Here is a 21503-nt window from a genome sequence, read left to right as displayed (position 1 = left end):
TTAGGCGGCGCGGCGGGGATCGGCGGTGGGCGCTGCGGCTCCGGGCGTGATGGGCTCGACCTCGGCGACTGGTGGCCGGGTGTTGATGCGGGCTGCTTTACGAATCGCCCTGGCACGGCCGGGGACCGCGGGCGGCAGCTTTTCGGTCACCGCGGTGAACGGCGGTGCTTCCTCGCCGCCGAGGACCAGGCGGGCGGCGACGTGGAAGGCGCCCAGGTTGGACAGGTCGTGGTCGCTCAGCCGCGGCATGGTGTGGCGTGCCAACCGCTTCGCGTCCTCGGGGGACGCGTTGAAGAAGATCTTCGACCGGGCGTTCGTGCTGATGCCCTCTTCGAGTTCCTTCGGGAGCTGGCCGAGGTACTGGTGGGCCAAGGTCATCGACAGGCGATATCCGCGAGCCTCGGCGAGCATGTCTTCCAGCGGGTACGCCAGGTTCAGGAAGTTGTGGCACTCGTCGACGTAGAGCCCGCAGTCGCGCCGCTGACGCTGGGGGACGCGGGCCCGGCGGGTGGCGGCTTGCCAGGTGCGGGCGACGACGATCGAGCCGACCAGCCGTGCCGTTTCCATTCCCAGCGCGTCGCGGGCGATGCGCACCAAGCAGATGCCGCCGGTGTTGAGCACCTCGTCCATGTCCACCGTGGACTTGCCGCCGGCGATTGCGGCGCGGACGAACGGGCGCAGCAGGAAGCCGCGGACCTTGTTCATCAACGGCGCGATGACCTGCGCCCGGCTTGCTTCGGACAGGGCGTCGTACCAGGACCAGAACCCGCGCAGTACGTCGTCGTCGATCTGGTCGCAGGCCCGTTGCCGGAACGCCGGGACCGTGAGGAGCTTCGGCAGGTCGACCAGCGTCGGCGTGCCGGGCATCGCGGTCAGGGTGAGCAGGCCGGCGCGCAGGATGTCGTCGGTGCGCGGGCCCCATGAGGAGGCGTAGATCCGGGAGAAGATGCTGACGAGGTTGTCGACCGCGCGGGCCTTGTCTGCTCCCTCCAGGGGGTTGAGCACCGGCGGCCGGGCACGGGAGTCGGCATCGAAGAGCACGACCTTCTCGCCGAGCTCGTCGGGAAGCCGCATCAGCAGGTCCGACACCAGGTCGCCCTTGGGATCGACGACGACCACGCCGCGGCCGGCCTCGGCGTCGTCGAGGATCAGGCGGGCCATCAGCTCCGACTTGCCGGAGCCGGTCGCGCCGAGGATGTGCAGGTGGTGACGTGCGTCGGCGACGTGCAGGCCGACCGGCCGGGAGTGCCCCGAGTCTGACAAGCCGAGTGGCTTGATCAAGTTGCCAGCTGTGGCGATGCCTGGTGGCGGCGGGACGGCCTTCGCGCCGGCGCGCTGGAGGCCGGGCGCGGCTTCGTCGATCGGCAGGTGCGCGAGCGCGGCCAGCTCCGGAATCGACAGCAGATCGCCCTTGCCGAACCGGCGCTCGGCCAGCACCTGGACCGGGGCCAGACGGAGCCGGACCCGGCGGAAGTAGTTGTGCTCGGAGAAGGCGGCGAACGCAGAGGCGATCGCGTGCCCGCGTCCCCGTAGTACCTCCCGGACGGCCTGGACCTCGGTGGTCGTCGCGTGCTCGGGGACTGTGGTGGCGACCGCGTATCGGATGCGGGTCTCGAACTGGTTCTGCCGCAGCTTCTCCACGACGGCGCGGTCCTGCGCGGCGAACTCCAGGCTGGTCTGCCGATCCAGCCCCGGCGTCCGCGCGCTGGATGACGGCTTCGCGGTCTTGCCTGGCGTGACGATGTCCAGCAGCCGGCCGGCCAGGTTGACCGAGTTGCCCGCGTGTACCCGTTTCGCCGCGCGCCGTGCCTTGGTCACGCGGTGCCCGGCGACGGGACGGGCGAGGATCTGTACGCAGGCCCGCTCGTGGGGGCCGAGCCCGACGGGGGCGCCGAGCAGGGCCCGGATCGGGTCGGCGGGGTGCTCGGTGCGGATCGGGAGGGCTTCCGAGCGAGCCAGCCGCAGCTCGCCGCCGACCGCTTCGATTCGCCGGCCCGCTGCGGAGGCGGTGGGGATCGGGGGCTTGGCCGGCGTCGTGCGGGTGTGCGCGCCGGGCCAAGCGGCCTCGATGGCGCGCTCGACCATGCCCGGCGGCACCACGCCAGGCACCCATAAGCGGATCTGCACGCCGTCGTCGGTGAACGTCAACTCGAAAGCCAGGTGAGCTTGCCCGCCGAAGCGCCGCCGCCAACCTGGTCGCAGCAGGCCGATCAGGTTGGACCACACGGTGATCGCGCCGGACGGTTCGACGGTCGGCGGCGCCAGCACGGTGATCAACCGGGCGTCGGTGACCAGGCTCTCGTGGAAGCGGCAGCGCCAGCGCCGTCGAGCGATCACCGCGGCGGCCGTCACGACCGCCAGTAGCGGCCCGGCGATCGGACCCCAGGAGAAGAGAAAATCGCGAAGGTGGGCCAGGACGGTCTGGAACGCACCGAGCGGGTCGCGCAGGTAGTCGCCGGCAGGTGAGGCGAGAGAGGTGGACAGGGCGAACGGCAAGGACATCAAGACCTCCGAACGTAAGTTGGAGCGCTGGATCAGGCAGCTCGCGGTTCGCCGCCTTGCTCAGGCCGCGCCTCGGAACGGGTGTTGTCGACGACTAGCCGCAGATGCGTGCGGCGGGCGGAACGTGCGGCGTCGACTTCGGCCTGCCATTCGGAGAACCGGCGGCCAGCCAGGCGCTTGAGGTAGCTCGGAATCCGGTTTGCCGGCACACCGACCAGCTGTGGGCCGAGGACCGCGAGGAGGTCGCTGGCCTCCTGCGACGCCCATCCCGCCTCGACGATCGCCGCTTCGTCCGGGAACACGTCGGCGACGCGGTCCACGGCCGGGTTCAGCGCGGCGTCTTGTTTACCGCCGTACGAGTAGACCCACAGGAAGTTCGGCGGCGGATCGGGCTCGACGAGGGATCGGAACCGGGAAACCTCCTTGGTGCACGCGTAGAAGTTCGTGTCCGGGCGAGTCCTGCAGATGTCCAGCCATGCCAACAGGTATTCGTCGGAGAAGAAGTCGCCGCTGTCGTGGATCCTGATCCAGCCACCGCAGAACTTGGCCGCGCCGAGTTCGTCGACCATCGCGGTTCGCCAGCCGGCGAGGTCGTCGAGGACGTACATCAGGTTCGCCTGGTGCTTGGCACGGACGACGGGCCAGGTGTACGTGCCGTGCCGGGCGTAGCACGCCTGCGCGCAAATCCCGGCGCTCGGGCAGGTGTTGTACGTGCGGCCGTCGGCCAGTCGCCCGGCCCATGCAGGCAGCGACCAGTTCCAGACGCCGATCTGGCGCATCTCGCTGTTCTGCGTCAGCAGCCGGGTAGGACGGCGAGCAGCAGAAGTAGACATGGATATCCCCTCGGTGCAGTGCGAAGTGTCAGGCGGCGTCGAGGTCGACGAAGGAGCTTTCGATCTCCGGAGAGGTGTCGGAGTTCTCGGCCAACTCAGCGGGGTTCGACGTGACGAGCTGGTGCTCGACCGGCGACGCGATGGACTGGAACGCCACTCGCTGCGTGCCGGTACTGAGCAGTCCTTGGCCGCGGTCGGCGGTGAGGAGGAACTGCCGTTCGCCCTGCGAAAGGTCGAAGATCCGGCAGATCTCGTCGATCGCCTGCGGTGCCTGGCGAAGCAAGATCTGCGTCGCCGCGTTCGCGATGATCGCCTTGCCCAGGTCGGTGCTCGTCACGTCGGGGGCGTCCTGGGTCGCCACCGTGACGCCGCCCCACCACTTGCGGGAGCCCTTGGACATCCGGAGGAGGAACTCGCCGCCGGCCGGGTCCTTCATCAGCAACCAGGCTTCGTCGACGACGACCTGCCGGGGTTTGCGGATGGCGGGATTGGACACCTGTCGCCACACCGCATCAAGCGCGAGAAGTGTGCCGATTGCCTTGAGCTCGCTGGGGAGGTCGCGCAGGGAGAACACGACAAGGTGGCCCTCGGGCCGTGTCGTGGTCGGACCCGAGAAGAGCCCGGAGAACGCGCCTGTGGTGAACGGCTGTAACCGCGCCGCGAGGTCCGCCCCGTCTTCCTCAGCCAAGACCTCCGCAAGGTCGGCCAGCAGCGGTGCCGGCCGGGTCCAAGTTCGCGGATCCGATGTGATGCCGGCGCGCTGATAGGTCGCGGTGATTGCCCGGTCCAGCGCGGCCCGCTCGGTCGCGGCGAGCTCGTTGCCCAGCAGTACCGAGATGACGGTGTGCAGGAACAGGCTGCGCCGGATGAGCGCATCGCGGGGAGCTGTCCGGCGTCCGTCCGGCCGAGTGTGGATCGGCAAGTCCATCGGGTTCAGACGGACCTGCTCAGCGCCGAGGTGGACGTAGGTGCCGCCGACCGCGGCGGCCAGCCTGGCGTACTCGTCCTCCGGATCGATGACGTGGATCTCGATCCCGCGGTACAGGCTGCGCAAGAGCTCGAGCTTCACCAAGTACGACTTGCCGGCGCCGGACCGGCCGAGGATCACGCTGTTGTGGTTGTCGAGCGCAAACCGGTCGTGGTGGACGAGCCCTTGGCTGCCGACGTTGAAGCCATAAAGCACGCCGCTCGGGGCACCGACCGACGTCGGGTCCGGCGGCGGCAGGTCCGGAGACGTGAATGGGAACGCCGCCGACAGCGCGCTGGTGTCGAAGGTGCGGCGCATCCCGACCAGGTCCAGGCCCATCGGGAGGCTGGTGATCCAGCCCTGCAGACTCCGGTAGGTGGTCGGCTTGCAGTCCAGCAGGAGCGATGCCGCCAGCGACCGGATCGCGGCTACCTCGTCGCCTAGCGCCTCCTCGGTCACCGCGTGCACGGTGAGGTAGAGCCCGAGCCGGTAGAGCTTGCCCTCGCCGCGGGCGACTCGCGCGGACAGGTCGTAGGCGTCCTCGGTGGCTGCTTCGACCTGGGGGTCGATCAGCCGTCCCTTGTCGCTGGTGTGCCGGCGACCGGACTCCAGCTTCGACAACTGCTTCTTCAGCCGGTTGGCCGCGGTGACGGCGTCGATCGGCTCGATGTGCAGCGAGACGTCGACTCGTCCGGGATAAGTCAGCAGGGGCTGCAGCCAACCCGGGTGAACCTCGCGCGGGTAGCCGGTGACGGCGAACGACGCGACCCACTCGCCTCCGACTTCGAGCTCTCGGGGACGCACGGAGATGGCGTCCGGGGTGAACGCACCGGCCTGCCCGACGGGTGCCCGCCTGCCTGCGGCGTCGCGTTGCCTGGTCCTCTTCATCGGGGGTCCCTCCTCGCGACGTCGTCGTAGTCGTCGGGGTTTTCGTCGTCCTCCCACCCGGGCTCGGCAGCGCCGAACGCGGTGCGGCCGAATGCGGTGTCGTTCCAGCTCTCGTCCGGGACGGTGGTGATGACCTCGTCGGAGCCGGCGAGGTCGGAGTTCGGCGGGATCAAGCTGTCGGGGTTGCACGCCGCGGCGAGGACGGCGGTGGCCTGACCGGCATCCAGCGGGGTGACCACGATCCCGGACGGCGACAGCAGTTCCACCGCCTCGCCCAGCCGACGCACCAACCGCGCTTCGGCGGCGCGTCGAGCGGCGTCGTCGATCGACGCAGCCTGCCTCGTAGCCCTGCGTCGCGCCGACAATGCGGCCAGCGGCGAGGCACCACCCAGCCCGTCGGTCGGGCCGCTGGTGCGTAGCCGCTCTCGCAGGATCAGCAGGACCTGGCGCCGTAGCAGGTCGGTGGCGCGGCCGAGCTGGTCGAGGTACTCGGCGTGCTCACGCGCCGCCCGTTCCAGCGCGGGGTGCGGCAGCCCACCGGCCTGCTCGCGAAGTTCCGCAATCTGCCCCGACAGGTCCAGCCGTTCCGCCCGGACGAGCACCTGGACCGGCGCGGTCAGCGAGTGCAGATACCGGCCGAACGAGGTGACGAGCGCCTCCTGCTCGGCAGGCGTGCGCAGCCCGAAGTTGATCGTGGAACAGACCGCGACCACGGCGGCGCCGTCCTCGCCGAGATCGATGACACCGGTGTCGGAGATCCCTTCGGCAGGTAGCCGCAGCGCGGCCGGTGAGACCGCCGACGCCGAAGAACTGGTTGTGCTCGCGGTCTGCCCGATCCACTCGGGCGCGGGCCGGATGCCCTCTGGCGCGGCTACCCGGTACTGCGGGCTCATCCGCTGACGCAGCGCCGCCAGCACGAGCCGGTCTAGGGAGATACCGTCGCGCTGACCCAGCGCGAGGAACGCGGCGGTCACGCCGATCGGGATGGCAATGACCAGGAACACCGCCAGCGGGACGAACGCGCGGGTGATCGTGTACGTCCCGTAGAGCACGATCCCGGTGACGGTCAGGATGAGCAGCTGTCGCGCGGTGAGCGGACCGATCACCCGGTCTTCGCGGTCGACGTCGGCGGGAATCCGGACGGGCTGGCTCATTTCGCTTCACCTCCTTGAGTTGGCTTCGGCGCGCGGAACATCGGCGGCGGAACGGACTGGGTACGGCGATGGGCATCACCGAGGCGGGGCTCCAGCGTCGCCTGCCTGAACGCCGGCGCGGCAGGTGCGGAGGCCGGTTGGGCCGGGAGCGGTTGTGGGGCGGGCGGCGTCGCCGGTTGGAACTGCAGTTGCGGCGGCACCGATGCCGTGCGGATCGGGCGAGCCGATGGCGATGTGGCGCCACGTCGACGCGGGCCGCCGGCGGCTTGAAAATGCGGAGTTGCCGACCGTGGCCTTCGTAGTGGCGTGGGTGAGACAGGCGTCGGCGCGGAACTGAATTCGGGCATGGTCGGTCCCTGGTTCGCCGGGATCACGGCGGGGTCGTGGGTGCTGTCTTGCGGCAAGGGCTGCAGGAACTGCGGCGCTTGCGAGGGCAGCAACGGCCGTTGAGCTGCGCGGGCACGCTCGGCGTCCTGGGCCGCTTTGAGCCGCCGGTTGACCGCTTCGGGGTTGGGCGCAAGACGCGGCTGTGCCGGCCGCGGTGGATCGGCCGCCGCGCCGCCGCCGCGACCGGCGTTCTTCGTCGCACTGGCGGCGCCGGCCTTGCCGAACGCACCGGTCTTACCCGCGACCATGCCGAAGGTTTTCGCCGCGATGTACGCGCGAGCCAACCCGCCGAGGAAGGAACGGCCGGAGCCGACCTTGACGGCCTTCAGCATCCAGAACGGGATCTTGAACAGGACGAAGAACAGAGCGATCGCGGCGATCAGCGTGCCGAGCGCGGAGAGCGTCGAGCCGAACAGGTGCACGCCGCCGGACAGGAACGTGCGTACCGCGGTGATCAGCACCAGCGCCTGGGCGAACTGAACGCCGGTCGTCACGGTGATCGCCTTCCACCACCAGTGCGCCAGCGGCTCGGTGTGGGGCAGCCCGTGGCACATCAGGAAGAACGGCGCGCTGATGATCAGGACGAGCGTGATGACGATCCGGACGACGTAGACGACCAGGAGGCCGAGGCCGAGGACCACCAGTACGAGCGCGACCAGGATGATGAACAGGCCGCCAGTCGCGATCCCCTGAACGGCGTCCCGCAGGGTGTTGCCCAGCGAGGGCGCGTTGACTCCGTCTCCGAGGACACCCAGGGTCAGGCCGTTGGCCAGCCGGATGAGCTTGTCGGCGAAGAAGAGCGAGAGCGCCGAGGCCATGAACGCGATCGGGATGCGCGGCCCGATCTCCTTGATCGAGTAGCGCGTCTGGACGGTCTCGTGGCCCATCAACAGGATGCCGCCGAGCAGGATGAGCAGCCCGTAGGCGGCGACCACGATCTCCCAGGAGCTATTCCAGAGCTCGCCGATGCCGGGCAGGTCGCTGATCGTCGGCGTGGACAGCGCGGTGTGGCCGATCAGCTCGAGGATCGGATCCAGCGCGTCGTCGACGACACTGCGGAACGCCGAGTTGATGGCCTCGGTGATGCACGCGCCGACGTCGGTGATGCCGCAGTCCGAGTCGCTGTCGCCGCTCCCGGTGCCCGGCTGCTGCGGGTTCGTGCTCGGCGCCGGCGGAGTCGGCTGCGGGATGCAGTCCTCGCCCGTGCACGGCTTGCTCGGCTTCGTGGTCGGCCTCGACGAGGTGCAGCCGAGCTGGCCGGGGAAGCTGCACGTCGTGGGCGTCGGCAGCGCGGTCGGAGGAGGCAGCGGCGGGTCCGCCGGCGGCTGCCGAGGCGCGACCGGCGAGGCCCACGCGTTGCCCGCGAGGATGCCGGCCAGGAGCACGACGGTCAGGACCAGCAGCCAGCCCGCTCGCCGGCGCCGCCGTCGGATGGAGACCTGCTGGCCGGCGTCGCGGACGGGGGCGAGCATCGGTCGATCCGCCGCGGCAGCAGCCTCGGGCGGGCTGCCGAACCGGCGGTACGGGCGAACCGTGGGCGGGCTGCTGACGGCCATCGGTCAGGCCCCCACGAGCCCTTTGAGGATCTCCACGACCAGCGGCGCGAGCGCCGCCAGGCCGTAGCCCCACCCCGCGGACTTGAAGGCTGTCTTGGCCTTCTCGACCTCGCCGGGGTCGCCGCCGCCCATCACGTAACGGACGCCACCGATGGACAGGAACACCGTGGCCAGGCCGGCCAGGATGCCCATGATCCAGTTGCGGACGTTGTTCAGGACGTCGGTGACCGAGCCGGCGAGGGCGACGACCATCGTGTCGGCGTGCCCCGCCGACGCCGAGACCAGCAACGCGATGGCCGACAGCTTGACCACCAGCACCACGTGCGGCCACCGCCGTCGGCGAGCCGGAATCGAGTCGCCTGGATTGATGATCGGAGCACTGGACGGCGTCGAACTCGCATCGGCGCTCTGGTCCGGCGGCTGCGGGTCGCCGTCGAGTCGAGCACTACGCAGCCCGCTCTCGGCATCGATCACGCGCATCGGGTCACCTCCGAAGTTCGGGCTGAGGGCGGGTTCGTCCCGCAGCCCTGAACTCCGGAATCCGCGTCCGTTTTGGACACGCGGCGCCGAACTTCCCGCTCCGATTCGCCGTTGGTGTCGGACACGGACGGTGACAGCCGTGGCGTCTCACGAGCGGGTGTGACGGGGCCTGCCAGGGCCATCGCGGTAGCCACCTGGTCGACCAAGGGGTCGGTCGGATCGGTCTCGACGGCGCCTTCGCGCAAGTACGCGGCGAGCCGGAGCTCAGCGCGTTTGCGTGTCTTGTAGACCGCCCACTCGCCGGCCTGGTGCCGCGCGGCCCAGTCCGCGACCGACACCTCTTCCAACCGGGTCGCACCGATCAGCGCGGCTTCGGTCTCGGTCAGGACTCCGTCCGCGACGGCACGGGCGAGGACGAGATCCGGGTGACCCCACGGCGCGTGCGGCGGCGTCGATCGGAATCCCGGCGCGACCGGAGTCGGACTCGCCAACGCTTCGGCGAGAGCGTCATAGCCGGATCGGTACGCGGCCCATCGCAGCCGCAACATGATCCGCGGCGGGCGCAGGTCGATGGTCGACAACGCCGCGAGGAAGCCACGCAGGACCTCGGCGTGGACGTCGGCCGGATCGCCGGCGAACCGGTTGGACAAGATGGCCGCGACGGAGGTCAGCGCGGGCAGTGCGACGCCGACCGCGGCGACGGTCCAGGTCGCCCCTTCGGCCCGGGAGCGCAACACCAGGTGCGCCCAGACCGCATCCCGTGTCGCCTGCGGGCACCGGCGCGCCAGCAGCCGGTCGCGGACCTCGTCCAGCGGGATTTCCTCGTCCGGGAGGCCGGGGAACAACCTGCCGTTCAGGGAGAGTGGCTGCGGCCCCGTCACCAGCAAGGTGAACGTGTCGCGGGCGATATCCAAGGAGTTCGGTGCTGCCTCGCTGCGACGGCGGCAAAAGGCGGTTTGTGTAGCCATGTCTTAGCTCCCACGGCGTCGATGCGAACAGGAACGACGTCATGAAGCCAGGCCTCGTACCACGGAAATACCAGTTCGCTGCTAGGCGTCTTCGGCAGATTTTCGGCGGCTACCAGCGGTCTACTATCTGGTCCTGACCAGCTCGGTCGTCAAGATCAACATTCCGCTTGGAATTGAAGAGTTCAAACGGCGCGCTACGCCGTCTGACATGGCGTTATAGTTGGCTACTAGCACTGCACTAGTAGCTCTTTCGGCGGTTTCCTTCCGCGTCAATCGGCATGCGAAAAGAAGTTCGATGGCGCATGTCCAAACTGCGGCCGAAATGCGGAGTTGAGGGGTGTCAGAACGCATGGCGCCCACCGCTCGGAGGAAACCGCGATGACCTCGTCGCACCACGATGACCCGTCAGACTGCAGCTCGGACGAGCACGGCGTCTTCGACCCGCCGACCATCCCGATCCCGCATCCGCGGAGGCAGCGCACAAGGCACCGGGTCAACCTGCGCAATCCCCGCCCAGCTCGGCCGAGCACCGTCTGGCCGTGCGCTCAGGACGACGTCCTCGCGGGTACCGGACTGCTCGCCGGCTGGCTCCTCACCGCGATCATCAAGATCGTCACGACCTACACCCGGCCGGGCCAACGGGTGCTCCTCGTCGAGCCCGCGCCCTATCTCTCACCGTCTGCCTCGCGGCCGGTGCGTGGTCCCCGTGGCCGGTCTCTGCCCGGACCGTATGCCGGGTTGCACGAGGCAGGCTGGACCGTCGTCCGGCTCGGTCGCGGCGTCCGGACGCAGACTGCTGTCGCCGTCCCGGGGCCGGTTGGCGAACAGCACGGCGCCGCACCGGACGAGTCCGAGTCCGGACCCGGACCGCTCGCTCGCGGTCCTGTCCCTGACGAGTTCGCAGGGCACGGTCGCGGGCGGGACCCGGTTACGTCAACGTCCGGTCCGGACCGCTATGACCTGGTCATCATCGCGACCGAACCGCGCGCCCTCGACTGGTTCCGTCCGGCCGATTGGGCCGATCTGCTCACCTCAATAGGCACGCTTGCCGTGATCACACACGGTCATCGCGAACCGGGTCGCGTCATGGACCCGGCCGGTCCGCTCGTGCGCGCCGCGCACCACGTGGGAGTGCGCTACCTCGACCGCGTCGCCCTGCTGCGCGTTCCGGTGCGGGACGGCGCGCTCGCCGCCGCGGCGCCGGCCGCGCAGATCTTTGCGGCGCCCATCCGGCACCTCCCCGTGCACGATGACCTCCTCGTGTTCACCCGCCAGCCGACGTCGATGTCCGGGACCGACGGCGGGGGAGACCTCCGATGAATGAGCCCTCTATGGCACCGCTGTCGGTCTGGCCGACCGGACAGCGTGACCCGCTCACGCAGCTCCGCGACGCGGGCTATGCGCCCGGCACCGAGACCGACACCGAGCGAATTCCACCGGAGGTCGCTGCGCACGCGATCGCCGCGTACTCGCGTCCCGGCGACCTCGTACTGGACCCGGATTGCGGCGCCGGCACCGTGCTCGCCGAAGCGCTGCGCGCCGGACGGCATGTGCTCGGACTGACCGCCCACAGCCGATGGTGGAAGCTGGCTCGCGCCAACATCACCGCGGCCAAGGCTGGGGGAGCTTGGTGCGACGGCTCGGTCCTCGACGCCCGGCCGAAGGTGCTCTCGACCGTCCGAGCCGCCGGACTGCTCGGGCGAGCCGGGCTCATCCTGACCAGCGTGCGTACGGCGCCGGCCCGCGCGACAGGTACGGACTCGGCGGCTACGGAAGTCGTCGTCGCTGAGCTCGCCACGACGCTGGTCCATTGCGAGCCACTGCTGCGTTCCGGCGGATACGTCGCCGTCGTCTCGCGTCCCCGCCGCCGCGCCGACGGTTCCCTGACCGACTTGACCACGCCGCTCATCGCGGCCGGCGTCTCGGCCCGGCTGGCGCCGATCGAGCGGTGCATCGCCTTGACAGCCGAACTGCGCGGCAGCCACCTCGTGACCCACGCCTCCCTCGCCGAACGCCGCGCCGCGGACCGATCGCAAACCGCGGTCGTCGCCCACCTCGAAGTGCTTGTCTTGCAGCTCGTTCACGACGCCGAACTCGCCGCCGCTGAGGTCGGCCGGCTGCCCGCCAAAACCGTTGCAAGCCCAGGCTGTGGGCGAGCGGCATGACGTGCCGACGATGGCTGTCCAAGCTATGGACAACTCTGTGTACAGGCCGGTCTCTCGCCGGCTTCGAAGTCCAGTCTCGTGACGAGCAGCTCCTCGCTGCCCACCACGCAGAAACCACCCGCCGCGCCTGCGCGGCGATGGCCGACGTCGTCCGTGCCGGCTACCAGCTCGGCCCGCCGCCCTACGGCTACCGTGCCCTGCGCATCCGCGTGATCGAGCCAGCCGGACGCGGCCAGCTGCGGGCGGTTCTCGTCCCGGACTGGCAGACCGCCGCGGTCGTGAAGCAGATCTTCAGCTGGCGCGCCGACGACGGCCTGACGTTCGCCGCCATCGCCGTCCGGCTCAACGGGGATCCGCGCCAATACCCGCCTCCGGTGCCCGGCGGTCAGTGGACCGCCAAGGCCGTCCAGCGGATCGTCGCCAACGTCAAGTACACCGGCCGCCAGGTCTGGGCCCGCACCGTCGCCGGGCGTCCGGCTCCCGTCGAGCAGTGGGTGACTTCGGCGCCGAAGGTGCACGAGCCGCTGGTCGACGAGCACGTCTTCCAGCGTGCCCAGCCCCGGACGGGGGATGAACCGCGGTGCGCTTGACGATCGTTCCCGTGACGTTCCGGCAGGCTTGCGAGTTCATCGACGCGCACCACCGGCACCACCGACCACCCCGCGGAATGAAGTTCGCGATCGGCGTCGCGCGTGGGGACGAACTGGTCGGTGTGGCGACCGCCGGTCGTCCTGTCGCTCGGTGCCTTGATGACGGCGTCACGCTCGAGGTCACGCGCAGCTGCACCGTCGGCGAGCCGAACGCGAACTCGAAGCTGTACGGCGCGGTCTGGCGCGCGGCGCGAGCCGTGGGGTACGTGCGCCTTGTCAGCTACACGCAAGCGGGGGAGAGCGGCGCGAGTTTGCGTGCCGCGGGCCTGCTCCCCGTTGCCGATCTCCGGCCCCGCCCGGGCTGGGCAACGGCGTCTCGGCCGCGCCCCTCGCGGGGCGTCGACAACGTCCGCCGAACTCGGTGGGAAATCTGCGCCGGAATGTAGCCAGCCGCTTCAAGCTCGCGCGTGCTGGGGTGATTCGTCTTGTGTACCAGCTGTTTCAGCTGGTACAGCTGGCCGAGATCGCCAAGGTCCGAGCGAGCACGAGGGTCGGGGGAGGTGACCGCATGGCAGGCGCGGAGGACGTCATTCAATTCCCGCATGGTCGGCGCGCGGCAGTCATCGAAGCGCAACGACAGTGGGAGTTCAGCACTGCTGTCCATGAAGCACGCGGTGTCGAGGCGGCCTGGCTTGCAGGCGAACTCGCGACCGTGATGCGAGACCTGCTTGCTTGGGCGCGTGAAGATCGCGAGCTTGGTGCCGAATCCATAGACGACTCGCAGGAGCGTGCCGCATGACCGAGGCTGTCAATCCACCATCTCCTGCCGTCGCCGCACGGGTCGGGCACACCGGCATGTCCGACTTGGCGGTCTCCCCGTTCGGGTTGCCGCTGGCATTGCGCGCGAAGGAAGTCCGGGTCGCATGGGTGGGCCGGACGTCGACCGAGGAGCATCAGGATCCGCGGCAGTCCTTGCTGCGGCAGCTGGAGCGGTCCAAGGTCGCACTGCCGGAATCCTGGGTAATCGTCGCGCACTTCTACGACGTCGAGTCCGGGCGCATGGAGCTGGACAAGCGAAGCCGGAAGTCGAACTACGAGCGATTCGACATCCCGATTGCTCGCGACGGCGGCATCGGCGACCTGCTCGCCGAAGCGGCTGGACCAGGCCGTCGGTTCGACGTGGTGATGTGCGAGTCCATGGCGCGACTCGCGCGCAGGATGTACGAGACGTTGAGTGTCGAGCGTCGGCTGGAAGACGTCGGCGTGACGGTGTTCGCCTCGAACGAGCCGATCATGCTCACTGGTGGCCGTGCGCAGCAGATTCTGCAACGGCGGATCAACCAGTCGGTTGCTGAGTACGAAGTGCTTAACATGCTGGAGCAGTCCTGGGGCGGGACGTGCACGCACGTCCGCGAGGGCTACAACATCGGCAAGCCGCTGTACGGCTACCGGGCGAAGAAGTACCGGCACCCCAACCCGGTCAAGGCGGAGAAGGGCATCACGAAGACGCGCCTGGAGCCGGACGGACAACGGGCCGAGACTGTGACGTTGATGGCCCAGTGGCGCTATCACGAGCAACTGGGCTTCGACACGATCGCCGAGCGGTTGAACGCGGACCTGGAAGCTCATCCGCCGCCGGAACCGCCCGGTGGTCGGCGTGCCAGGGGAGCGTGGTCGAAGTCTGCGGTGGCCGACGTGCTGAAGAACCCGAAGTACACCGGCTACCAGGTCTACAACCGCCGCGCCCGGCGCAGCCGGGGCGGCACCGGAGTGGTCAACCCGCCGGAGATGTGGGTGTGGTCGGTCGAGCCCGCGCACGAGCCGTTGATTCCGAAGTGGATGTACGACGAACTGGTCGAGCGCCGGCTGGCCAAACGCGGCTCGCGAGACGGAAGCGACCTCAACCTGCACCCGAACACCAAGCGGGCCTACCTGCTGCGGGGGCGTGTGGTCTGCCGTTGCGGCCGGCGGATGCTCGGGCATCACCACCGCGGGCACAACTACTACCGGTGCTGGCCGAAGAACAACAACCGCGGTCGGCTGGACAAGTTCGCCGACCATCCGCAGACGGTGTACATGCGCGAGGACGCCATTCTCGCCGCGGTCAATCACGTGTATGCCGAGTACTTGTTCGGCCATCGCCGGATCGACCTGCTCGCCCCGCAGTTGGATCAGGCTGACGATCGGGAACGCACCGAACGCCGTGAGCGTCGGGCTCGGCTGGAGAAGCGAGCCGCGGACTTCGCGCGCAAGCAGAGCAACATCCTCAGCCAGGCCGAGGACGCCGACCCCCGCGATCCCTTCACCAAAGGTCTGAAGGACCGGTACAACGAGCTCGGGATCGAACGGCAGCACCTGCTGGACCAGATCGGCCAACTTGATCAGGACGACCAGCAAGCACCGGCCACGGCCACCCGTGAAGACCTCGACGTCCTCGACCTGCTGCCGCACCTGGCGGTCAACCTGCACCGCGCGCCGGCCGAGCTCCAGGTCCGGCTCTACGAGCTCACCAAACTCCGAGTCAGCATCGACCACGAAACGGACCACGCCATGATCGACATCACACTGCCCGGAGACAGGATCGAGGAGGTGGCCACAGCCGCAGCGGACGCAGAAGTCGTCCGGACGGCCAAGTCGCAGGTCGAGCTTGGTGTGATTGCTGCGGGTGCCCCCGGTGAGATTCGAACTCACACTGGACGGGTTTTGAATCCGTTGCCTCTGCCAGTTGGGCTACGGGGGCGCGACGTGGTGACTCTACGGGATCACCGGCCTCGGGCGGTGACCGGGGCCGGGGTGTCGTGCGGGCCACTACGTGGTGAACGCCATCTCGTCGACTGGATCGTTCCCGGTAGGCTTCAGGTTCGCGGGAAGCCGCGAAGACCCACGTCCCGCCGAGTTTTCAGGAGGACCCCGGTGACCGATCAGGCTACCGAGGCCAACGGTGCCGCCACCGTGCCGCAGCGACGGGTGCTCGTCGCGGAGGACGAGGCGCTCATCCGGCTGGACCTCGTCGAAATGCTGCGTGAAGAGGGCTACGAAGTCGTCGGTGAAGCCGGTGACGGGGAGCAGGCCATCGCGCTGGCCACCGACCTCAAGCCCGACCTCGTGATCCTCGACGTCAAGATGCCGAAGCTCGACGGCATCGAGGCCGCTTCCAAGATCACCGGCGACCGGATCGCTCCGGTCGTCATCCTCACCGCCTTCAGCCAGCGGGACCTCGTCGAGCGGGCGAGGGACGCCGGCACCATGGCCTACCTCGTCAAGCCCTTCGCCAAGCGTGACCTCGTGCCGGCGATCGAGCTGGCCGTCAGCCGGTTCTCCGAGCTGCAGGCCCTCGAGGCCGAGGTCGCCGGGCTCACCGACCGGCTCGAGACGCGGAAGGTCATCGACCGCGCCAAGGGCCTGCTGATGAGCCGGCAGGGCCTCACCGAGCCCGACGCCTTCCGGTGGATCCAGCGCACGGCGATGGACCGCCGGACCACGATGAAGGCCGTTGCCGAGGCCGTCGTGGAGAGCATCGGCAGCTGACGAACGCCTAAAAGGGTGCGACCGCGCGGCGGTCGCACCCTTTTTCGTGACGCTCCGAGTGCCCGAAAGGGTGCACTTGGTACCTTTGCGAGCCTTCTCGGCGTGGTCCCGGTGCGATGATCCACTTCGGGTCCGTAGACTCTGCACACCTCGAGTCGTGCGTCAAGGGCCAGTCTGCGGGCTGTTGCGCACCGAGAGTCACTACCCGCTGGTCGTCATTACGACGAGCGGGTGTAAATCATACGTTAATACTCGTGACGACCGTCACGATGTGGCTACAAGAGCGCGCGTGACTCTGTGCAACGGCTCCCGGGGCGGCTACTTTCAGCGGCCAGTCAGGTCCCACGTGGGGACAGCCGTCCGACCGGACGGCCAGGTGGCATTTGGAGGAACGAGTGCAGAAAGCACGACTTGCGAAGGTCATCGTGCTGGCCGCAGCCGGGGCCATTTCCCTGAGCGCGTGTTCGGCGCGTACGGACAGCGGTTCGGGCGACAGCAGCGCGAGCTCGCAGTCCCAGGCCGCGGCTCCGTCCGCCGCCGCCGACGCGGCCGACCCGGCCGGCGACGGCAAGGCGCAGTGCGCCCCGACCTCCATCGCGTACGCGGGCACCATCAACGGCGCCAACGCCGCGCTGGGCCAGAACATCTTGAACGGCGCGAAGCTCGCCGTCGACCAGCACAACAAGGCCAACCCGGGCTGCCAGGTCAAGCTGGAGCAGTTCGACACCGAAGGCACCCCGGACAAGGCGCCGGGCATCGTCACCCAGATCGTCAACACGGCGGGCATCATCGGTGTCGTCGGCCTGCCGTTCTCGGGTGAGTCGAAGGCCGCGGGCAACATCTTCAACGGTGCGGGCCTGGTCACGGTGACCCCGTCGGCCACCAACCCGACGCTGAGCCAGAACGGCTGGAAGACCTTCTTCCGCGGTCTGGGCAACGACAACACCCAGGGCCCGGCCGCCGCGAAGTTCATCACCGGCGAGCTCAAGGCCAACAAGGTGTGCGTCATCAAGGACGACTCCGACTACGGCACCGGCCTGGCCGCGTCGACCATCCAGGCGCTCGGCGACAAGGGCACCTGCCAGGACAGCGTCAAGACGAAGCAGACCGACTTCTCGGCCGTGGTCAACAAGATCAAGAGCGAGAAGCCGGACGCGGTGTTCTACTCCGGGTACTACCAGGAAGCCGCGCCCTTCGCGCAGCAGCTGAACGACGCGGGCGTCGAAGCCAAGTTCATCGGCCCGGACGGCGTGAAGGACGACGAGTTCGTCAAGGGCGCCGGCGAGGCGGCCGCGAAGGCGTACTTCACCTGCCCCTGCGTCCCGGCGGACCAGTTCACCAAGTTCACCGACGCCTACAAGGCCGCGGTCGGCAAGGACCCGGGCACCTACTCGCCCGAGGCCTACGACCTGGCGACGATCCTGCTCAAGGGCATCGACGCGGGCAAGAAGGACCGTGCGGGCCTGCTGGACTTCGTGAAGACCTACGACGGCCAGGGCATCACCAAGCACTTCAAGTGGGACGACAAGGGCGAGCTCTCCAGCACGACCGTGTGGACCTACAAGGTCGAGGGCGGGAAGATCGTCCGCAACACCGAGATCAAGTAGCGCAACGCTTCCGATCTGATTACCGGGGTGCACGTCCGGCGGCTCGATCCCGCCGGGCCTGCACCCCGGTCCCACATGGAGAACTAGTGTGTCATTGACTCATCACCTGGGTTCGCTCGTGCTGGCCCAGAGCGACAGCTGGATCACCTTCGACGTGAGCGCGTTCCTGGACCAGTTCTGGAACAACACGTTCGACGGGCTGGCCTACGGCAGCATCTACGCGCTCGTGGCGCTGGGTTACACCCTCGTCTACGGCGTCCTGAAGCTCATCAACTTCGCCCACTCCGAAGTGTTCATCTACGGGGTCTACGCGACCTGGTTCACCTTCTACGGCCTCGGGTTCCGGCCCGGCAACACCCCCACGCTGACCGTGGTGGAGCTGATCGGCTTCCTGTTGCTGGCGTTGATCGCCTCGATGGCGGTCTCCGGCGGCACGGCGGTGGTGCTCGAGCGGGTCGCGTACCGGCCACTGCGGAAACGCGGGGCGCCGAAGCTGGTCTTCCTGATCACCGCGATCGGCGCGTCCTTCGTGCTGCAGCAGCTCATCTTCATCTGGCGCGGCGGCAACCCCGAGCTCGGCATCCGCCTCATGCGCAACGAAGAGGTCTTCACGCTCTTCGGCGGCAGCATCACCAACGTCACGATCATCACGGTGGTCGCGTCGATCGTGCTCATGCTGGCGGTCAACTACTTCGTCAACAAGACCAAGTTCGGGCGCGGCATCCGCGCGGTGGCGCAGGACCCGGACACGGCGACGCTGATGGGCGTGAACAAGGAACGCGTCATCGTGCTGACGTTCCTCATCGGCGGCCTGCTCGCCGGTGCGGCGGCGCTGTTCTACATGATGAAGATCCCGCAGGGCGCGTGGTACCAGGGTGGTTTCCTCCTCGGCATCAAGGCGTTCACCGCGGCGGTGCTCGGCGGTATCGGCAACCTGCGCGGCGCGCTGCTCGGCGGCCTGCTGCTCGGTGTCGCCGAGAACTACGGCCAGTCGCTGTTCGGTGGCGGCTGGCGCGACATCGTCGCGTTCGCCCTGCTGGTGCTGGTCCTGATGATCCGGCCCACCGGCATTCTCGGTGAGTCGCTCGGAAAGGCCCGGGTATGACGACGACCACGACTCCACCGGCGGCGACGGCCGCCCGGAAGCGCTCGTTCGGCGAGCGCTGGAACAACCTCAGCCGCGTGCAGCAGTGGGGCATCCTCATCCCCGTGGTGGTGCTGGTCTACCTGCTGCCGGTGCTGAACCCGCCGATCCTCACCACCCAGCCGGGTTACGACTTCCCGATCGCGATGTTCGAGGTGGCCCGCTACGCGCTGGTCGCCATCGGCCTCAACGTCGTGGTCGGCCAGGCGGGCCTGCTGGACCTCGGGTACGTCGGGTTCTTCGCCATCGGCGCGTACGTGATGGCGCTGTTCACCAGCCCCGACTCGTCGCTGTCGCACCTGCCGTTCCTCGTCGTGCTGCCGATCGCGATGGTCGTGACGATGATCTTCGGCGTGATCCTCGGGACACCGACGCTGCGGTTGCGCGGGGACTACCTGGCGATCGTGACGCTCGGGTTCGGCGAGATCGTCCGCCTGCTCGCGGACAACGTCGGACCGCTGCGCGGCAACTCCGGCTTCAAGGAGGTCGGGCACCCGCCGGGCACGAACGCCGACGGGTCGGCGCTGTTCAACAACTCGAACGGCACGCCGTGGTACTGGCTGTGCGTCACGCTGATCATCGCCGTGCTGTTCCTGGTCGGGAACCTGGAGCGCAGCCGCGTCGGCCGCGCGTGGGTCGCCATCCGGGACGACGAGGACGCGGCCGAGATCATGGGCGTGCCGACGTTCAAGTTCAAGATCTGGGCGTTCATCAGTGGCGCGGCGATCGGCGGCCTCTCCGGGGCCCTCTACGCCGGCCAGCTCGGCTTCGTCAACAACCAGAAGTTCGACGTCGTCACGTCGATGCTGTTCCTGGCCGCGGTGATCCTCGGCGGGTCGGGCAACAAGGTGGGTGTCCTCCTCGGCGCCGCCGTGGTGGCCTACATCCCGCTGCGCTTCCAGGCGATCGCCGAGTACAAGTACCTGATCTTCGGCCTGGCGCTGATCATCCTGATGATCTTCCGCCCGCAGGGCCTGCTCGGCGCGCGCCAGCGGCTGCTCGCGTACGGCAGGCAGGCGTACCAGCGGCTGCTGGGCCGAGGTGAGCAGATCAGCAGTGACGGTGCGCTGCAGACCGAACCGACCCCGGGGAGCAAGTCATGACCGAGCCCCAGAACGGCGGGCCGGAGGTCGTCGCGGAGGGCGGCCTCGTCGCCGAGCTGCAGCAGATGACGGCGGAGGAGCGGGCCGAGCACGACGCCGAGGTCGCCGAAGTCGTCGCGCCGGACCGCGAGATCGACGTCGAGGTCGGGCAGACGCTGCTCGAGGTCGACGACGTGACCATGCGGTTCGGCGGCCTGGTCGCGCTGGACGCGATCAACTTCGCCATCCGGCGCGGTGAGATCCTCGGCCTGATCGGGCCGAACGGCGCGGGCAAGACGACGTGCTTCAACGCGATGACCGGTGTCTACCGGCCGACCTCGGGTGAGGTCCGGCTCGAAGGCAAGGCGCTGGGCAAGACGTCGCGGCACGGCATCACCCAGCTGGGCATCGCCCGGACGTTCCAGAACATCCGGCTGTTCAGCGAGATGACCGCGCTGGAGAACGTCGTCGTCGGCACCGACGCGCGGCACAAGACCAGCCTGCTCGGCGCGCTGGTGCGCTCCCCGCGGCACCACCGCGAGGAGAAGGCCGCCGTCGAGAAGGCGATGGCCCTGCTGGAGTTCGTCGGCATCGCCGACCGCGCGGCCGACCGGGCGAAGAACCTGCCCTACGGCTACCAGCGGCGCCTGGAGATCGCGCGGGCGCTGGCCACCGAGCCGAAGCTGCTCTGCCTGGACGAGCCCGCGGCGGGCTTCAACCCGGCGGAGAAGGAACAGCTCATGGAGCTGATCCGGACGATCCGCGACGACGGCTACACCGTGCTGCTCATCGAACACGACATGAAGCTCGTGATGGGCGTGACCGACCGGATCGTCGTGCTCGAGTTCGGCAAGAAGATCGCCGAAGGGGTGCCCGCCGAGATTCGAGAGAACCCCGCGGTGATCGCGGCCTACCTGGGGGTGCCTGACGATGACGTTGCTTGAGTTGTCGGACGTGTCCGTCCACTACGGACGGATCCAGGCGGTCTCCGGGCTGTCCATCTCGGTGAACGAGGGCGAGATCGTCACGCTCATCGGCGCCAACGGCGCCGGCAAGTCGACGACGATGCGGGCCATCTCGGGGATCCGTCCCATTTCGAGCGGGAAGATCACCTTCGCCGGTGAGGACATCTCCAAGCTGCGCGGTGACCTCCGCGTGGTCCGCGGGATCTCGCAGGCGCCGGAAGGCCGGGGCATCTTCCCCGGCATGACGGTGATGGAGAACCTCGACATGGGCGCGTACGCCCGCAAGGACCGCAAGGACCTCAGCGGCGACCTGGAGCGGGTTTTCGAGCTGTTCCCGCGCCTGGCCGAGCGCAAGACGCAGATGGGCGGCACGATGTCCGGCGGCGAGCAGCAGATGCTCGCCATCGGGCGCGCGCTGATGGCGAAGCCGAAGCTGCTGCTGCTGGACGAGCCGTCGATGGGGCTGGCCCCGCAGTTCATCCAGCAGATCTTCCGGATCATCACGGAGATCAACAAGCAGGGCACCACGGTGCTGCTGGTGGAGCAGAACGCGCAGCAGGCGCTGTCCCGCGCCCACCGGGCCTACGTGCTGGAGACCGGGCAGATCACCAAGTCCGGCACCGGCAAGGAGCTGCTGGCGGACAACAGCATCAAGGAGGCCTACCTCGGCGTCGGCTGACGTCGAAG

Annotated in this window: 17 protein-coding genes, 1 tRNA gene and 1 pseudogene; 11 read left to right on the top strand and 8 right to left on the bottom strand. The window is 68.8% G+C overall.

Translation table 11 applies throughout. The features are described 5' to 3' along the window. The 7 genes from ACIA5G_RS51570 to ACIA5G_RS51540 all read right to left on the bottom strand — a co-directional run bounded on the left by ACIA5G_RS51570 (position 1) and on the right by ACIA5G_RS51540 (position 9735). Positions 1-2502 carry a type IV secretory system conjugative DNA transfer family protein gene (locus tag ACIA5G_RS51570; RefSeq protein WP_395937500.1) on the bottom strand — a complete coding sequence of 834 codons (2502 nt, stop codon included), beginning with the start codon at positions 2500-2502 and terminating at the stop codon, positions 1-3. A gap of 32 nt (positions 2503-2534) precedes the next feature. Next, positions 2535-3335, bottom strand: coding sequence for a hypothetical protein (locus ACIA5G_RS51565; RefSeq protein ID WP_395937498.1), 801 nt, complete (start codon positions 3333-3335; stop codon positions 2535-2537). Between the two features lie 28 nt (positions 3336-3363). Then, positions 3364-5190: a VirB4 family type IV secretion system protein gene (locus ACIA5G_RS51560; RefSeq protein ID WP_395937496.1), complete on the bottom strand. Its 1827-nt coding sequence runs from the start codon at positions 5188-5190 to the stop codon at positions 3364-3366. Further along, a complete protein-coding gene (locus ACIA5G_RS51555) occupies positions 5187-6344 on the bottom strand; it encodes a PrgI family protein (RefSeq protein ID WP_395937494.1) in 1158 nt (385 codons plus the stop codon). Before ACIA5G_RS51555 ends, ACIA5G_RS51560 begins: the two co-directional genes overlap by 4 nt. Further along, positions 6341-8203 carry a hypothetical protein gene (locus ACIA5G_RS51550; protein ID WP_395937492.1) on the bottom strand — a complete coding sequence of 621 codons (1863 nt, stop codon included), beginning with the start codon at positions 8201-8203 and terminating at the stop codon, positions 6341-6343. The genes ACIA5G_RS51555 and ACIA5G_RS51550 overlap by 4 nt, the downstream gene beginning before the upstream one ends. Positions 8204-8290: 87 nt before the next feature. Then, a complete protein-coding gene (locus ACIA5G_RS51545; protein WP_395937490.1) occupies positions 8291-8767 on the bottom strand; it encodes a pilin in 477 nt (158 codons plus the stop codon). Beyond that, the gene (locus ACIA5G_RS51540; RefSeq protein WP_395937488.1) at positions 8758-9735 is read right to left on the bottom strand and encodes a hypothetical protein; all 978 of its coding nucleotides are present in this window, start codon (positions 9733-9735) and stop codon (positions 8758-8760) included. The genes ACIA5G_RS51545 and ACIA5G_RS51540 overlap by 10 nt, the downstream gene beginning before the upstream one ends. Positions 9736-10113: 378 nt before the next feature. Here ACIA5G_RS51540 and ACIA5G_RS51535 point away from each other — a divergent pair, with 378 nt between their 5' ends. The 5 genes and pseudogenes from ACIA5G_RS51535 to ACIA5G_RS51515 all read left to right on the top strand — a co-directional run. Next, on the top strand, positions 10114-11055 hold the full coding sequence (locus tag ACIA5G_RS51535) for a hypothetical protein (RefSeq protein ID WP_395937486.1): 942 nt from the start codon (positions 10114-10116) through the stop codon (positions 11053-11055). 11 nt (positions 11056-11066) lie between these two features. After that, positions 11067-11900, top strand: a complete 834-nt coding sequence (locus ACIA5G_RS51530; protein ID WP_395937484.1) for a DNA methyltransferase — start codon at positions 11067-11069, stop codon at positions 11898-11900. A 137-nt stretch (positions 11901-12037) separates the two neighbouring features. Next, positions 12038-12490, top strand: a complete 453-nt coding sequence (locus ACIA5G_RS51525) for a recombinase family protein (RefSeq protein WP_395937482.1) — start codon at positions 12038-12040, stop codon at positions 12488-12490. Positions 12491-12501: 11 nt separating this feature from the next. After that, the gene (locus ACIA5G_RS51520) at positions 12502-12936 is read left to right on the top strand and encodes an XF1762 family protein (RefSeq protein ID WP_395937480.1); all 435 of its coding nucleotides are present in this window, start codon (positions 12502-12504) and stop codon (positions 12934-12936) included. Between the two features lie 349 nt (positions 12937-13285). Beyond that, positions 13286-14539 (top strand): annotated as a pseudogene (locus ACIA5G_RS51515) (recombinase family protein); the annotation flags it as partial. Between the two features lie 617 nt (positions 14540-15156). Here the strand turns inward: ACIA5G_RS51515 and ACIA5G_RS51510 are convergent. Next, a tRNA-Leu gene (locus ACIA5G_RS51510) sits at positions 15157-15230 on the bottom strand. Between the two features lie 173 nt (positions 15231-15403). Between ACIA5G_RS51510 and ACIA5G_RS51505 the strand changes: the two genes are divergently transcribed. From ACIA5G_RS51505 to ACIA5G_RS51480, 6 genes are all read left to right on the top strand, one after another. Further along, on the top strand, positions 15404-16018 hold the full coding sequence (locus tag ACIA5G_RS51505; protein WP_020646628.1) for an ANTAR domain-containing response regulator: 615 nt from the start codon (positions 15404-15406) through the stop codon (positions 16016-16018). A 425-nt stretch (positions 16019-16443) separates the two neighbouring features. Continuing rightward, entirely contained in the window at positions 16444-17625 is a 1182-nt protein-coding gene (locus ACIA5G_RS51500; RefSeq protein WP_395937595.1) for a branched-chain amino acid ABC transporter substrate-binding protein, read from the top strand. Positions 17626-17713: 88 nt separating this feature from the next. Beyond that, on the top strand, positions 17714-18730 hold the full coding sequence (locus ACIA5G_RS51495) for a branched-chain amino acid ABC transporter permease (RefSeq protein WP_395937477.1): 1017 nt from the start codon (positions 17714-17716) through the stop codon (positions 18728-18730). Then, positions 18727-19872, top strand: a complete 1146-nt coding sequence (locus ACIA5G_RS51490; RefSeq protein WP_395937475.1) for a branched-chain amino acid ABC transporter permease — start codon at positions 18727-18729, stop codon at positions 19870-19872. The genes ACIA5G_RS51495 and ACIA5G_RS51490 overlap by 4 nt, the downstream gene beginning before the upstream one ends. Continuing rightward, on the top strand, positions 19869-20795 hold the full coding sequence (locus tag ACIA5G_RS51485) for an ABC transporter ATP-binding protein (protein ID WP_395937473.1): 927 nt from the start codon (positions 19869-19871) through the stop codon (positions 20793-20795). Before ACIA5G_RS51490 ends, ACIA5G_RS51485 begins: the two co-directional genes overlap by 4 nt. Further along, positions 20782-21495 (top strand): ABC transporter ATP-binding protein, encoded by a 714-nt coding sequence (locus ACIA5G_RS51480; protein ID WP_395937471.1) that lies wholly within the window; start codon positions 20782-20784, stop codon positions 21493-21495. The genes ACIA5G_RS51485 and ACIA5G_RS51480 overlap by 14 nt, the downstream gene beginning before the upstream one ends. Positions 21496-21503: the final 8 nt, after the last annotated feature.

Source organism: Amycolatopsis sp. NPDC051758 (assembly GCF_044453095.1).
Classification (GTDB): domain Bacteria; phylum Actinomycetota; class Actinomycetes; order Mycobacteriales; family Pseudonocardiaceae; genus Amycolatopsis.
Note: the sequence above shows the minus strand (reverse complement) of the source record. Positions and strands in the feature narration are given on the sequence as shown.

What these genes read in the sequence shown, in the direction of transcription:
- ACIA5G_RS51570 (WP_395937500.1), bottom strand. Translation starts at nt 2,502, where the DNA reads ATGTCCTTGCCGTTCGCCCTGTCCACCTCTCTCGCCTCACCTGCCGGC.
- ACIA5G_RS51565 (WP_395937498.1), bottom strand. Translation starts at nt 3,335, where the DNA reads ATGTCTACTTCTGCTGCTCGCCGTCCTACCCGGCTGCTGACGCAGAAC.
- ACIA5G_RS51560 (WP_395937496.1), bottom strand. Translation starts at nt 5,190, where the DNA reads ATGAAGAGGACCAGGCAACGCGACGCCGCAGGCAGGCGGGCACCCGTC.
- ACIA5G_RS51555 (WP_395937494.1), bottom strand. Translation starts at nt 6,344, where the DNA reads ATGAGCCAGCCCGTCCGGATTCCCGCCGACGTCGACCGCGAAGACCGG.
- ACIA5G_RS51550 (WP_395937492.1), bottom strand. Translation starts at nt 8,203, where the DNA reads ATGCTCGCCCCCGTCCGCGACGCCGGCCAGCAGGTCTCCATCCGACGG.
- ACIA5G_RS51545 (WP_395937490.1), bottom strand. Translation starts at nt 8,767, where the DNA reads ATGCGCGTGATCGATGCCGAGAGCGGGCTGCGTAGTGCTCGACTCGAC.
- ACIA5G_RS51540 (WP_395937488.1), bottom strand. Translation starts at nt 9,735, where the DNA reads ATGGCTACACAAACCGCCTTTTGCCGCCGTCGCAGCGAGGCAGCACCG.
- ACIA5G_RS51535 (WP_395937486.1), top strand. Translation starts at nt 10,114, where the DNA reads ATGACCTCGTCGCACCACGATGACCCGTCAGACTGCAGCTCGGACGAG.
- ACIA5G_RS51530 (WP_395937484.1), top strand. Translation starts at nt 11,067, where the DNA reads ATGGCACCGCTGTCGGTCTGGCCGACCGGACAGCGTGACCCGCTCACG.
- ACIA5G_RS51525 (WP_395937482.1), top strand. Translation starts at nt 12,038, where the DNA reads ATGGCCGACGTCGTCCGTGCCGGCTACCAGCTCGGCCCGCCGCCCTAC.
- ACIA5G_RS51490 (WP_395937475.1), top strand. Translation starts at nt 18,727, where the DNA reads ATGACGACGACCACGACTCCACCGGCGGCGACGGCCGCCCGGAAGCGC.
- ACIA5G_RS51485 (WP_395937473.1), top strand. Translation starts at nt 19,869, where the DNA reads ATGACCGAGCCCCAGAACGGCGGGCCGGAGGTCGTCGCGGAGGGCGGC.
- ACIA5G_RS51480 (WP_395937471.1), top strand. Translation starts at nt 20,782, where the DNA reads ATGACGTTGCTTGAGTTGTCGGACGTGTCCGTCCACTACGGACGGATC.